The sequence below is a fragment of the Salipaludibacillus sp. CF4.18 genome, assembly GCF_051262595.1.
GTDB lineage: Bacteria > Bacillota > Bacilli > Bacillales > Salisediminibacteriaceae > Salipaludibacillus > Salipaludibacillus neizhouensis.
The window spans coordinates 142,523-155,366 of the sequence record NZ_JBIMEV010000002.1 but is presented as its reverse complement, the minus strand read 5'-3'; the positions used below and the strand labels follow the sequence as shown (position 1 = coordinate 155,366).

The 12,844-nt window shown below is 36.3% G+C and carries 22 protein-coding genes; 2 read left to right on the top strand and 20 right to left on the bottom strand.

The features are described 5' to 3' along the window. Positions 1 to 18 precede the first annotated feature (18 nt). The 17 genes from ACHABW_RS02665 to ACHABW_RS02585 form a co-directional block, all read right to left on the bottom strand. A complete protein-coding gene (locus ACHABW_RS02665; RefSeq protein WP_435753923.1) occupies positions 19 to 621 on the bottom strand; it encodes a hypothetical protein in 603 nt (200 codons plus the stop codon). After that, positions 621 to 899 (bottom strand): hypothetical protein, encoded by a 279-nt coding sequence (locus ACHABW_RS02660; RefSeq protein ID WP_435753922.1) that lies wholly within the window; start codon positions 897 to 899, stop codon positions 621 to 623. Before ACHABW_RS02660 ends, ACHABW_RS02665 begins: the two co-directional genes overlap by 1 nt. 4 nt (positions 900 to 903) lie before the next feature. Beyond that, entirely contained in the window at positions 904 to 1,299 is a 396-nt protein-coding gene (gp17, locus tag ACHABW_RS02655) for a tail completion protein gp17 (protein WP_435753921.1), read from the bottom strand. Then, on the bottom strand, positions 1,286 to 1,735 hold the full coding sequence (locus ACHABW_RS02650) for a hypothetical protein (RefSeq protein ID WP_435753920.1): 450 nt from the start codon (positions 1,733 to 1,735) through the stop codon (positions 1,286 to 1,288). Before ACHABW_RS02650 ends, gp17 begins: the two co-directional genes overlap by 14 nt. Continuing rightward, positions 1,728 to 2,030: a phage head closure protein gene (locus tag ACHABW_RS02645; RefSeq protein WP_435753919.1), complete on the bottom strand. Its 303-nt coding sequence runs from the start codon at positions 2,028 to 2,030 to the stop codon at positions 1,728 to 1,730. The genes ACHABW_RS02650 and ACHABW_RS02645 overlap by 8 nt, the downstream gene beginning before the upstream one ends. A 4-nt stretch (positions 2,031 to 2,034) precedes the next feature. Then, the gene (locus ACHABW_RS02640) at positions 2,035 to 2,301 is read right to left on the bottom strand and encodes a hypothetical protein (RefSeq protein WP_435753918.1); all 267 of its coding nucleotides are present in this window, start codon (positions 2,299 to 2,301) and stop codon (positions 2,035 to 2,037) included. 2 nt (positions 2,302 to 2,303) lie between these two features. Beyond that, entirely contained in the window at positions 2,304 to 2,561 is a 258-nt protein-coding gene (locus ACHABW_RS02635) for a hypothetical protein (protein ID WP_435753917.1), read from the bottom strand. A gap of 75 nt (positions 2,562 to 2,636) precedes the next feature. Next, entirely contained in the window at positions 2,637 to 3,908 is a 1,272-nt protein-coding gene (locus ACHABW_RS02630; RefSeq protein ID WP_435753916.1) for a phage major capsid protein, read from the bottom strand. A gap of 26 nt (positions 3,909 to 3,934) precedes the next feature. Continuing rightward, a complete protein-coding gene (locus ACHABW_RS02625; RefSeq protein WP_435753915.1) occupies positions 3,935 to 4,576 on the bottom strand; it encodes an HK97 family phage prohead protease in 642 nt (213 codons plus the stop codon). After that, positions 4,569 to 5,801: a phage portal protein gene (locus ACHABW_RS02620; RefSeq protein ID WP_435753914.1), complete on the bottom strand. Its 1,233-nt coding sequence runs from the start codon at positions 5,799 to 5,801 to the stop codon at positions 4,569 to 4,571. The genes ACHABW_RS02625 and ACHABW_RS02620 overlap by 8 nt, the downstream gene beginning before the upstream one ends. A 168-nt stretch (positions 5,802 to 5,969) precedes the next feature. Next, positions 5,970 to 7,718, bottom strand: coding sequence for a terminase large subunit (locus tag ACHABW_RS02615; protein WP_435753913.1), 1,749 nt, complete (start codon positions 7,716 to 7,718; stop codon positions 5,970 to 5,972). Beyond that, a complete protein-coding gene (locus tag ACHABW_RS02610) occupies positions 7,715 to 8,041 on the bottom strand; it encodes a hypothetical protein (protein ID WP_435753912.1) in 327 nt (108 codons plus the stop codon). The genes ACHABW_RS02615 and ACHABW_RS02610 overlap by 4 nt, the downstream gene beginning before the upstream one ends. 88 nt (positions 8,042 to 8,129) lie before the next feature. Beyond that, positions 8,130 to 8,312: a hypothetical protein gene (locus ACHABW_RS02605; protein WP_435753911.1), complete on the bottom strand. Its 183-nt coding sequence runs from the start codon at positions 8,310 to 8,312 to the stop codon at positions 8,130 to 8,132. A gap of 12 nt (positions 8,313 to 8,324) precedes the next feature. Beyond that, a complete protein-coding gene (locus ACHABW_RS02600; RefSeq protein WP_435753910.1) occupies positions 8,325 to 9,008 on the bottom strand; it encodes a hypothetical protein in 684 nt (227 codons plus the stop codon). A 1-nt stretch (position 9,009) separates the two neighbouring features. Then, the gene (gene terS, locus ACHABW_RS02595) at positions 9,010 to 9,738 is read right to left on the bottom strand and encodes a phage terminase small subunit (protein ID WP_435753909.1); all 729 of its coding nucleotides are present in this window, start codon (positions 9,736 to 9,738) and stop codon (positions 9,010 to 9,012) included. Positions 9,739 to 10,029: 291 nt separating this feature from the next. Next, positions 10,030 to 10,587, bottom strand: coding sequence for a tyrosine-type recombinase/integrase (locus tag ACHABW_RS02590; RefSeq protein ID WP_435753908.1), 558 nt, complete (start codon positions 10,585 to 10,587; stop codon positions 10,030 to 10,032). 63 nt (positions 10,588 to 10,650) lie between these two features. Beyond that, positions 10,651 to 11,154 (bottom strand): sigma factor-like helix-turn-helix DNA-binding protein, encoded by a 504-nt coding sequence (locus tag ACHABW_RS02585; RefSeq protein ID WP_435753907.1) that lies wholly within the window; start codon positions 11,152 to 11,154, stop codon positions 10,651 to 10,653. A gap of 255 nt (positions 11,155 to 11,409) precedes the next feature. Here ACHABW_RS02585 and ACHABW_RS02580 point away from each other — a divergent pair, with 255 nt between their 5' ends. Then, positions 11,410 to 11,529, top strand: coding sequence for a YjcZ family sporulation protein (locus tag ACHABW_RS02580; protein ID WP_435753906.1), 120 nt, complete (start codon positions 11,410 to 11,412; stop codon positions 11,527 to 11,529). Between the two features lie 258 nt (positions 11,530 to 11,787). Beyond that, positions 11,788 to 11,955 carry a hypothetical protein gene (locus ACHABW_RS02575; protein WP_435753905.1) on the top strand — a complete coding sequence of 56 codons (168 nt, stop codon included), beginning with the start codon at positions 11,788 to 11,790 and terminating at the stop codon, positions 11,953 to 11,955. Positions 11,956 to 12,149: 194 nt separating this feature from the next. On the opposite strand, the gene ACHABW_RS02570 is transcribed toward ACHABW_RS02575, so the two are convergent. The 3 genes from ACHABW_RS02570 to ACHABW_RS02560 form a co-directional block, all read right to left on the bottom strand. Then, complete coding sequence (locus tag ACHABW_RS02570) at positions 12,150 to 12,332, bottom strand: DUF3954 domain-containing protein (protein WP_435753904.1); 183 nt, start codon at positions 12,330 to 12,332, stop codon at positions 12,150 to 12,152. A 70-nt stretch (positions 12,333 to 12,402) separates the two neighbouring features. Further along, positions 12,403 to 12,549: a hypothetical protein gene (locus ACHABW_RS02565; protein ID WP_435753903.1), complete on the bottom strand. Its 147-nt coding sequence runs from the start codon at positions 12,547 to 12,549 to the stop codon at positions 12,403 to 12,405. A gap of 44 nt (positions 12,550 to 12,593) precedes the next feature. After that, positions 12,594 to 12,752, bottom strand: a complete 159-nt coding sequence (locus ACHABW_RS02560) for a hypothetical protein (RefSeq protein WP_435753902.1) — start codon at positions 12,750 to 12,752, stop codon at positions 12,594 to 12,596. Between the last annotated feature and the right edge of the window lie 92 nt (positions 12,753 to 12,844).

Genomic DNA, 12,844 nt, shown 5'->3' with positions numbered 1-12,844 from the left:
AGGGGCTAAGCCCCTGTTTTATACTATAATTTCAGGTTCATATTGGACAATATAAGTTGGTACAATCACTTCTCCGTCGTCGTCTACTTTGTCGTAATCAAAATGAGCAGTAAAAGTCGTTTCCGCAACAACTTCATCCTTATCTTGAAATGCAGCTGATAAAGCACCATCACCCAAGACATTTTCGATAACGTATGCGACAACATCACCATTTTTATTGGTTGTGACATATGCCAGGTTATCCTGATAGTCTACTTCGTCGTAGTCAATTTTCGGACGATATTTATTATACTCAGGTAGATCCAGACCAGCTGGCGTATTAGTCACTTTACCTGGCATGTATTTTTGTAATTTTGCATGATCCAACTCAAGCGCCGTTACTGTAATCTGGATTTTTTGCTCTATCTTTCTCTTTAAATCTTTACTATCTTCTCCACGATCACCATCAAACCTTATTGCCTTATTGGTTGGCTCTACGTTATAGTTACCTCCACCACGAACTGCACCAAAAGCTACAGAATTGAGATCGTCCCAATCATCCGGGTTAAAATTAAAAATTAAAACACCTGCACCTAACTGGATGTTCTTTGGTTTCGGTACAGCTGGTCTCGTAATCGGCATTACTCAACACTCCCTTTTTTCATTGTTAATATTTTCCATCTTAGCTGTAATGCGACATACTCAGCACCCAACAATTCAAGTTCACTCCAATTGATGTCCTTTAACATATCTATTTCTTCATCTAACATCATTTCTTTAACGATATCCTCAAATTTTTCTGAAAGTTCATCATCTTCAAGGGGTTCTTTAGGTTGAGAGCATTTTTCACAAATTGTGTTATTTGAAACCCCTCTTGCATACCAAGAATTGTTACATTGCACACAAGTCAACGTTCCCATCTATTCACGCCCCATGTACTCTAACTTGATAAACATATTGTCTACGTCTTAATCTTTTGTCGGAGTCCTTCAACTGACGTCTGCCCTCAAGATGAAAGGTGACACCTAGTGTTTCAGTAATCAATAACGTTCTCCCATCCAGACCGTTTTCCCCCTCGTTTACGAGAGCACACAAAGTTTCTAATTCTGTGGTATCTGTGTTTTTATCCCAAAAATCTAATTCAAAAACAAAATTTTCCATATCACTTGACTTAACAGAATTAGGTAAGTCATACACGATGTATGGGTAAATAGCATCGTCTGGCGCTTCTTCCGCGTGTACCCTTGCCTTATCTAAAAGGTCAGGGTGCTTAGATTTAAGAAAAGTTGAGATGTCTGTACGTATATTAATCATTTTCATTGTTATCACCTTCGTTATCCGTATCTATAGCAGCCCTTGCACGGTTATCATCTTCAATAGCACTAATGAACTGTCCTTGTATCTTACGAATATTTTCAGTTTCAGCCATGACAGTTGATCGGATGATACCTCGCTTAGGTTGACTTGAGGTACCAAGCTCCTGATCAGCACCATACCAAGTATTATGTTTGGATCCAATAACAAGGTCTGTCTCTCTTCGTCTAGCCCAATATTGAAACGCTTTTCCTAATCTCCTGTTTCTTCTCATACCTGGCATCTTTCGAGCTTCTTTAAGCATTTTCCGTCTTAAATGGGCTCCAGTTGCACGGTTAGCAGCACGGATTAATTCGTGCAAAGTAAATTGGGCTTTATCTACACTAGAAACAATCTCAACACCATCTTTTCTTGTCCTTACAGGATTAGGTATTCTAGCCATTTGGAAGCCCCTCACAAACAAGCTCAATCGTCTCATCTTTTTTAACATGTGTTCGTATGATCTGATAAGTTTTATTTTCATGCTTCAACTTTTTTTCGCCATGATATTGGTTCTTCCAGGTAACAAACATGAGCTCTGGTTTTAGTCCTGTCGCCATAGCTTGATATACTTCAGACTGCCTAACAGATTTGTTTTCAGCTAATACCTCACGCAAGGTAGGAACTTCTACAATATCATTCATGTTATTCTGAGTATTTTTCACGGATATAAAGTAGATTACACTGTCAAATCTCATACCATCACCCCATCGCTAACTGACTTAACATCGTATGAAAAGCAGAAGAAAATTTCACTTCACCAGATTTGAGTTCCCATAGATCCGCTACGCCCATCACAATAATCCCAACAGCTAAATCACTATATATTTTTTCTTCAGGAACTCCAGCTCCTAACATATATCCTTTAACCGCCATTAACTTCTGTTTTATGACTCCATCAATTGCTGTTGTTTTAACTGAATAACCTAAACCCTTTTTACACTCTCCTACCAAAATTTCATCGTTCATGACTACTCATCCTCGGTATCTACGTCGACCATGTATGGGACCAAGACAATATTTAGTCCTGTTTCCTCCATCTCATGCCGAATTCTTGATGACAGGGCTTTGTGTTCAGATAAAGTAAGTTTCTTTGTCGCTTTGAAGTAGATAACCCCATCTTTTTCTTTCACTTCTTTAGCGTTGTTACTTGGATACGTTTTACGTTTTATCTTTTGCGGATCCTGTTCCTTTATTTCTTCCGTTTGTTCATTCTGCTCTTTTGCCAATTTAAAAAACCTCCTATAATTTAAATTAAGCCCCTCAAAAACAAGGGGCCAGATCTTTTAATCTACTTTAATTTATTAAACGGGTGTTACTTTTTTCAGCAATAGAGTACCATTTTTATCGGCAAGTTTACCATCGCAAATCATCGTTGATTTACTAATCCATTCGTCTGTATCTTCGTTAAAGTAGCGTTTGAACATCATTTGCATATTGCTATTAACCATGTAATCAGTTAACTTACAAACAATGCCGAACACATCTCCATCGATAGCATCATCGATAGATGGAAGTAAATCTTCAACAGGTATTGTTTCTTTTCCTAGCAGCCTTTCTTCCTGAGTCCCGTCAATTCCGTAGGTAACACGAGCAATTGGCTGACCATTAGTATCCGTCATGCCTAAAATATATTTGTTCCAATCGGCGTCTGCTAGAATTAACACAGCACCATTACGGTAACTGCGGGGGAGTTTACCGAAAATTTCAGTCCATTTTTCATATTTATTAACATCAGCAACTGCAACCTCAATGATTTGTGTAGCAGGAATAGCAGTATCTTTTGTTATCCCTAGCGGCTGACCTGTCCCGCTTCCGTTAATAATTCCTTCTTCAATCGCTACAATCATAGCTTCATAGATATTGTCAGTGACGGTTTGTTCAAAGACAGGCATTGCTACAGTATCAGCAACTAATTCTACAGCTACACGGCATTGTAATTTGTGATAAGAGAAAGAAATTTTCCCGGAAGTTGATTTTTTCTGTTTATCAGACATAGCCCCTGCCCCAACCCAAGTTGCAGTTGGTTTTGCATTCGCAAGTGGAATTTCTACTCCACCCTTCATGCTAGTCTTTGTCACACGTGCCCAAATACGACCATGATCTTTTAACTTTTCTACAATTTTATTAAGAATCGTTGTTGGAAGAACTGCTCCGATATCACCAGTTCCCGTTGTAGCATCAGCACGGAATTCTAGATTGTCTGATTTAGTCCCTTTTTGGACATAATCCATAAATGCGGAACGGTATTCAGGAGTATCGTATTTATCAGAAGAGCGTTGCTCGTTTGTATTGCCCGCTCCAGATCCTAAACCATACGCTCCCATAATATTAACTTGTCCACTTGGATTATTACGTTTTTCTGGCTCTTCAATACTTCGTTTCTCCTCGCCTTCTTCCTCTTCTGGAAGTGAATCGATTTGTGTTCGGAATTCAATAATCTCGGTATCTAAGGCTTCAATTTGTGACGTGATAGAACGAACTTCTTCGATATTATCGCTCTTTTTCCCCTTTAATTTCAAAGCAGAACGCGCTTCCTCTTTTGCTTTTAGTTGCTTCTTTAACCAATCTTTCATATACAGCACTACCCTTCTTTTTTAAATTATAGTTCGAGTTTTAACTTTGCTAATTCCAACTGCTCACCTTCTGAGTTATCCAACTCAGATGACCGGGCATTCTCCAATGCCTTTTCTGCGTTATCCAACACAGTTTGGTCTCGAGCATTTATGTCAGTTCCCACATAAGCTGGGAAATTGACCGCACTAACTTCAATAACTTTCTTGATTTTTTGGATACGACGAGTGGGTTTTTCACTTTCAAGCTCTTCCCATTTCTCTTCGTCTACGAAAAAAATAAAAGACATCCCATCGATGTCTTGTCTTTTTACAGCACTATGAAGCGATTTTGCTTCGCTATTATTGTCTACATCTAGACTTGCACGAACATATAATCCTTGGCCGTTAGTCTCTAGTTTCATTGTTGAATTACCATTATTTCGACGACTTCGAGCAAGTGGTATTTTCCTTAAATCGTGATTAACACTGAATAATACATCGTCAAAATCACATCCATCAAATGCCCCGCGCTCAATAACCTCATTAAACCAACCGCCGATGCTTGTCATTTGATCGTAAACCGCAGGATGTCCTTCAATAAAATTCCCATCGTCTACAGCCCTCAAATCAACAAGCCCAAAATTACGCTTAACCGGTTCTTCTTTTCCTGGTAATCTAATTTTACTCAACTTGGTTACCTCCTTTTTTTCCCATTTGGTATGCATTAACAAGGTCAACATCAATGTAATTAAGTGACATCGTTCTCTTATCTCCATCTGGGATAGGTGGATATCCTAGAATGGCTAATTTTTGATTATCCGTTAATATCCCTTGCTCTCCAGCTGTTTTTAATAAATTTAACTTCGCAGTTGTGCTTAGATACATCATGTCCTTTTGATAAAAGACAATTTCATTACCGACTTCTAATTCACGAGGAGAGAATACTGTTTTTGAGAAAGCCTGTCCAAAACTTATAACTAAAGGTTCTAACGTTTTTTCATAAAAAGCCTGGTATTGTTCGTCTGAGAAGTCACCAGATAAGATTGGAACAGAAACACCATAATTGTGTATCACTTTGTTCTGCAAAAATTCCAACGTTTCTCTATCAATTAGTTTAGGATTTGGTTTTAGATCAACATAATCACCTTTCAAATCCATAGGAATAATCCCAGATGATCCACTATTAATGGCTTCTTCAAATTTTGCTCTTTCTGCTTTTTGAGAATCATCATCAAGCATTGTATTTATTTTTAATATTCCTCGAACAGAAAGGCTTGTTTTTATAGCTTTATCTAACCCTTGAAGCACCGTATCATTAATTTGGAGGGCTTTAAGTAATGCGGCGTTATCGGGCTGTCCATCAACACCGCCACCCATAATGTCATTCGATGAAAATCTTTTCCTCAAATGGATGACATCAGAATAAGCTAAGGTAAATTTTGTTCCATTTGCAAATTGCATTTCAATAAACAACTTGTTAGTTTCATCTTGCACAAAGGTTACAACAGTCGGATCCAAAGGATAAAATCCTATATACTCTTTTGTTTTTTTACCATTAGAGTCTGATTTAATCTCATACATGGGATATATAAATGCGTTATAGTTTGTATATAGTTGCCAAATGATTTTTTCGATAAAATCTCTCGTTGTCATCAGCTCATTTGGTGCAAATTTAAAAAGACGATTTATCCCACTCTTTACAGTTGCTTGCATTCCATTCGGATCGGTTCTGATATGTTTAGGCTTTAACTTACTGCATTCCGTAGCTATTACATCGATGCACATTTGGACAACATCCGAAGCATATACATTTTGTCCGAATTGAGAAAATATTGGGCTATATCCATCCAAGAATTTTGCTTGTTGCATTTGTCTGCTTGACTCTTTTCCATTTATTAGGTTTTGTAAGAGCACTGTTTATCACCTTCTTTTCGCATAAAAATAAGCACATGCTATAAAGCAAATGCCTGATGTGATATAACCCGCAGGTACGTATATTTGAAATACTCCGATCGAAACAAGCACGATCCCGCAAGAAAATAAAATATCATCAATAAAATTAATAATCCTTCCCATGCACTCTTACCTCCCGACCATTGAAAGGAACTCTGTGCGATTATCTGTATACACTTTATAGGCAATAATCATCGTTACAGAACCGTCAATTTTTTTGTCTTCTTTTCCTTGAACCTTCACAGGCATAATTTCCATTTTAGAATTAATATTTAATGCGGTATTCTCTAAGCAATATTTATCAATAGGATTATTATTATAATTAATTAACTCACTTTTAAGGTCTGCTTCTACTAATTTCATAGGATCTGACATGCTTCCCCAATCTTGTGTAACCCTCACACAATCAAACCCTAATCCGTCCATTTCTTTAGCCCAATAAATAGCAGACCATTTGTCATATCCTATTTTAAATGGTCTTATACCATAATCTTTATACAAAGATACAAACCAATTCGTTACTAGACTGAAATCATTTTCATTTCCATCCGAAACTTCAATTAATCCTTGTCTAATCCAATCTTGGTACTTATCTTTATCTTCTCTTGGTAAGTCCCCAATTTTCAACGCTGGTATGAAATACTTTTGAAGGGTGTACTTCTTTTTACTACCTGGTTTCATCAAAATGATTCTTGCACTTGCCAAGTCACCCGACTTAGATAAGTCAACCGCCCCAATCCCAAAACAATTCCTGAATTCTTCAATGTCAATTACATTTTCATTCACGATATCCTCATGATTAAGCCACGCTGTAGCATTATTTTGTTTGATGTTAAAATCCTTCGACATAACAAACACACGCATGGACTTGCTTGTCTTAGCTTCATCGATCATTTTTCTAAGAAAGCTACGTTTTTTAATTACTCCAGCTCCTGGATTAGATTTATCCCAAGATTTTTCATTTTGCCATATTTCTTGTTCGTTATCCTGTGTATAAAGCCATATTAACCAACGAGGTCGCTCTATTTCTTTATTTAGTACTTGTCTAGCTTCTTTTAATCGATCATCTAAATACCCATCATTAATAACGCCTTCAGTCGTAAGCTCTATATATAAAGGCTCGTCTTGTGTGGATACTGCTTGTCTAATAGGCATGATAGAAGTGTTATCTTTGAGCTCATGTGCTTCATCAACAGCACCAACTTTAATATTCTTACCTTCTTTGGCTCCAGTTTTTGCCGAAATCTTTTTGATCTGTCCTTTATTTTTATAACTAAACTTTCCTTTATTGCTTCTGTTTCTTGGGTTACCAAAGAAAATTCCTTTAATATTGCTTCTGGTCACTTTAGACAATGATTTACTTTCTTCTCGCATCGAGTTGATCGCTTGGAACATTAGATCGGCTTGTTCATAATCGTTGCTGGAACATAAAATTCGTGTACCAATTTCTCCACAAAAATACTCAGCTAGACACATAGCTGAGACAAGGGGAGTTTTTCCGTTTTTTCTTGCAACTAAAAATGTGACATCTTGATAAAGTCTTACCCATCGGCCGATTTCATCATCATATATTTTAAACATATAAATAGCTTCGACAAATGCTTTTTGGAACAAATCAAGAATAAATGCTTTTCCGGCAAATGGTGCCTCAAAATGTTTGCATTTTGTTTCGATGAATTTTATTCTTTTATGTCCATCATCAAAATCAATCTTAATTTCTGTATCATCGAAATGTTCTATTAACATATCTAGCTGCATCATTAGCTCATTGCCAATAATTATTTCACCTTTTTTACATTTATCTACATACTCAAGTAAATAGGAATGAGTGCCTTGATACTCATAAGGTTGTGCCCACACTTTTTGTCCTTTTATCATTCGAACTCACTTAAATCGTCATCGTCCTCAATGATATTTTTATTTAATACACCATTAAGTGTCTTTATCACGACTGAATAACTGTTAATGTTTTTCAGATATTGTTTAGCCGATTCAACTGTTCTTTGTTTAACTGGATCATCAGGGTGAATTTTAACCATGCCCGTATCAGCCATTGATTCTCTAAGAATATGATTTTCAGCTTTTAAAAAGGCTGCATCCTCTATAAGTCCTTCAACAAGCTTTCGTTTTGAATCTTCAACCTCACTAAATATTTCGTTCAACTTCGCAAGTTCTTTTTGGTAAATGACCCTTTTAGGCATAGTTCAAATCCCCTCCATTCATTTTCAAAATTTAAGGTGTGTGTCAAAGTTGTGTTCCCCCTTCGGTCCCTGAGAGTTTAAAAATCACTCAGTATCCGGGGGGGTGTTTAGGTTGAAGCATCAACATAAAATTATTGTACTGTTCTGCACTGGATGAATTCTCCACCAATTCTTTTGGTATACCATAAATACTGCATATAGCATCAACAGTTACATCACTAGATTGTTCTCCCATATCAACACCTTGAATCGGTATAATTTTATCTAGCACTAGAAACACTCCTCAATTAGTGTAGGATTCAAACCACTTATCAATGTATCCTTTCCACTCGTCTTTCCTGTACTGTCTTACTTCATCGTGTTCCAACCTCCTAATACATTCCTCTCTATCAACCTCACAGTATATAAGTTCAGCCCCTAGATCATTAGCTAATCTTTCCCGCTTATACTTATCAGCATATCCTCCAATGATCCAAGCATTATGCCACTTACCATACCGAGTCTTAATGTTGTCCAGTAGTTGACTGTGAATCCCTATGACATTGTTATATAGATTGTCTGGCTTATCATAGTCAGGTAACATCGACACTGCACTATACAATGAATCTATATCAACAACGATATCCCCACGCTCTACTTGATGCTTAACGAATGTAGTCTTCCCGCTCATTGGTGGACCATAGACAAGGTAGACTTCTTTCGCACCTTTATATCCAAAACGTTTATGTTCTTTGTTATGACAGTCGAAACAAACAATCTCAATCTTATCTGGATTAAGACTAATGTTATGATCATGTACATTCTCAGGTGTAAGCTCCACCGTATGGTGACCTATCAAATCCTTAGACTTTGAGATGATCTCTTTACAATGTTCACACTTATTTCCACGCTCAATAATAAGCAGCAGTCGAAGTGCAATCCATTCTTTAGAAGCATAGAAAGATTTAATTACAGCATGTTTAGCCATGTCACCACGCCTTTGATTCCACTGATTTAATATCAGCTTTTAGTTTGTTCGCTCTTAATCGATGCTCTTCTTTTACTTCATCAGGTGGCAAAGCACGAATCATTTCTTCATACTGTTTTATTTTGCTATTCAATGCACGCATTGCAGCTGCTTGTGATGTAAGAGCCTTGGCTTGTTTATCCCAAGCAAATTGAATCTCGTACTCTCTTTCACCACTTGTCTCTACATACTCTTCTACAATCTCACCATCATCTTTTGTAACTTCTGCTTTTTCTTTAAAGTATTTTTCTTTCTTTAATTCCTTTGTCATATCGTTGGGATCTTTAACGTACATAATCTTTTGAGCACGTATAAAATTAGTGAATCCTACTATTATTTCTTCATATAGAATATCAAGCATGCTCATTCCATCTCTGGTTGCATCGTAAATTTCTTTTAACTCATCATCATCTGGTAGCCATTTACGAAACAATCCATGCTTAATGGCATTTTCATTTTCAAGTGGTGCACCTCCACCCTTATTTCCTATTGCGTTTCTATTTCGGTAAGGTGCGCCTCGTTTCGGTTCTGTAACAGGAATATCATCCCATCGATCCACGCTTTTCCATTTACGAATTTGCTCGGAACTTGTATTTAATTCCTCTGCAATTTCCTTTGGTTTCTTTTCTCTTCCACTGTTAAGCCATATTTTTAATGCTTTAAGTCGATTAGGACTCATAGGTCTAGCCAAGGAACACACCCCACCTCCAAGCTTAATTGAGTTTGTTTTCACGTTTTTAAAAAACGACTCATGAGCGACTCGCTAGACACCTTATAATCGATGTTAATTTCAATTAATTACATTGAAAATAACTATACGAAAATAACCCTTATTTCTCCTAATATCTGTATCTAGGGTGAACCACAATGTATATTCTGTTGAACTGAATAAAATTAGTTAAACCATTGGTAATTCTGTATTTTTTAAAGTCGTTTAAAATGGGTGCCAAATTCACGTATTTCTGAAGCACTCATTCAGCCGTTACAACATGACGATCTGTGCATCCATCATCGTTTGGGTGATGCCTATATAACGTAAAGTTATTGTTTGATCGCTATGTCCAAACATCTCCATTAGTAACGCTAAATTGTGAGGGTTTTGTAAATACAGGTGATATCCCCAAGTCTTACGCATCGTGTGGCATCCAATTTCTCGTAAATTAAATTGACTAGCTGCTTCATTCAACATTTTGTAAGCTGTACTTCGATCAATAGGCAGACCTCTCAACTGGCTTTTAGTCTTGACCTGTCTGCTAGCAAATAAAAATTCATCATCTCTTTTCCCAGAAATAAATTTATCTAAGTCGTCTCTGATCTTAGGATGAATGATGAACCTTTTTTGATGCCTATTTTTCTGCTCTTCTATATTGATGTGTGTTCCTTTGACCATCCATACCCGAAGCTTCCGAAGATCACTAACTCTTAATCCACTATAGATACCGAAACAAAAAAAGAGATAATTCCTCATACTTCTTATTTTTAAATACGATTTGATACCTTCAATAACATAAGGGTCTCTAATTGGCTGTACAACATTCACATGATATCACCTCCAATAAATTATTCTCTTATTAATTAAGGGCAGTTGGGTGACAAAAAATCCTCATCCCACAAATGAGAAGAGACTTATAGAAATATGAGCAGCTATTTTTTTATTAGCTCGTTCAATCGTTGTTTTCACTGTGTTCCTAGAGATACCACAATACTCAGCAATTTGATATTGAGTTAAGCAGTTTCCTTTTGCCATTAAGTACATTTCTTTCTCTTTTGCAGAGAGAACGGAAAGAGCATCATCAATTCTTTCAATATCAAACGGTGTCACTAGACTTTCTTCTCCGTTTTTCTCTGTCCAGGAGTAGTCATTTTCAACGGTTCTAAAGTATTTTTGCATTAATAATGGATCAAAGGCTTTTTCTCTTTCATAAACAGCTCTTCTTTCAATACCTCTAACGACTCCTGGAGCATGGCCGACCTTCATCCATTCAATACTAAATTCTAAATTTGACTTCATTTGCTTAAGGTACATTTGATCTTCATCATCCGCTGATTCCAAAGCTTTCTTTATCCAATCTAGTGACTGTTTGTACTCCTTGATTAGCTCTTTCACGTAGATCCCCTCCAAATTATTTGATCAAATACAAATAAAAAAGAGGACACCACTCCCCAAATTTGGAGAATGATGCCCTCGGTTTTTCCGATAGGCTTATTCAATATGTTGTTTTCTCGGACTGTTCATCAGCCAATGTCTTCCTCATTTGTCCATGATTAATTCGATTGTTTTTTCTATCTATCCGCAATTAACTACATCGTTTTTACCTTATTACATAAGATGTACTATCCCTTACGAAAGGTGGTTTTACTAATGAGTGATTATGGATATGTCTCTCCTGTAGCGGGAAAAAAAGACTCTAGTTTTGCGTTAATTGTAGTCTTATTCATTTTGTTAATTATTGTCGGTGCAACTTTCGTTAAACATTACTAGAATTTTTTGATGCGAGCGATTCTAAATAAGCGCTCGCTTTTTATTAATTTTCATGATTCAATTTTCACTTTTTTTTGTACCATGTAAATACATCATCATCCTCCTATCACACTGTGTTGAGGCACAAAAGTTACAATTCTTATCCAATATTTTAGGTACATTCCTCTGAAAATATTTCCTCTACAAAATACGACATTTTTCCTTAATTAAAGGGTAATAGTATTTAAAGGTCCTCCCATAAAAAAAGAGGTGACAACTATGGATTCTAAAAATTTAGATATACTTTTTGACCATGAGCTTCACTGCATATATGAAAGCTCTAAGAATTTCTTGGAAATTCATAATGAAAGAGAACATAGTAATTTGAAAGACCTTTTATTGTTTTTGGAAGTTGAAATTTGCAACCGAAATATAGATAAAGAATAATATTACATTTTGGGAGGACGTTTATCTATTCGAATTACTAATATCTTTATCAAACTCGTAAAAGTAGCAATCAATTCCCCTTCACAGTATCGGTCGACTATCTACTTACTGCTTTATGGAGTCATATTGATAAGTTACATGAAATTCGAGCTAGTTTCATAGAATGCAATTGTCTTAGTCATCTATATTAGTGTTTAAAGCTTCTTTGAATAAGATATATCAGTGTGAACTGGCTTTCCATTTTGCCAACTAATGATCTGCTTCCCAAAACCCTGGGGAAGAGCATCGACAACTTCAATTCTTCCTTCTTTTACAATGTAAGTATTATTCTCCATCAAATTTATTTCTGCGGTCATTTTCTCTTGATTAACTTTCACATTGACCCCTCCCGAATGGTATAATAAATGTGTCTAGTATTTATTGAACCGATCCTAGAGGATTGGTTTTTTATTTGAATATTTTCATGAAGCTATTCTTCGCTTTTCTAGATGCCACTCTTTTTGTTAATCCTCCATTTTTCGCTGCCTTTGCATCACCTGCCAATTCACCAAATTTTTCTGCCTTCTTTATTGCACTCATAAATTTACTTGCCATTATATATCTCTCCTTAGGTTATAAATTTTATTTTTCTAGAAATCCTACTTCCTCCGGTTATATTCTCGATTCCCTCTAATATGAGATTCATTTGTCATTGTGTATCTTCTACCACTTAACTCAATAACGGTAGGAACACCCTTTTTCTGTTTCATTACTCTAACAAGAGGACGGTATTGATCTCCCTTCTCTCGTTTAATCATTGAAATCCTCCTTCAACTCTTTTTCTTCAGGTAATCTATAACGTTCTGTTTCTAATTCCTGAAGAGATAATTGGGTTAACAACCTTCCATCA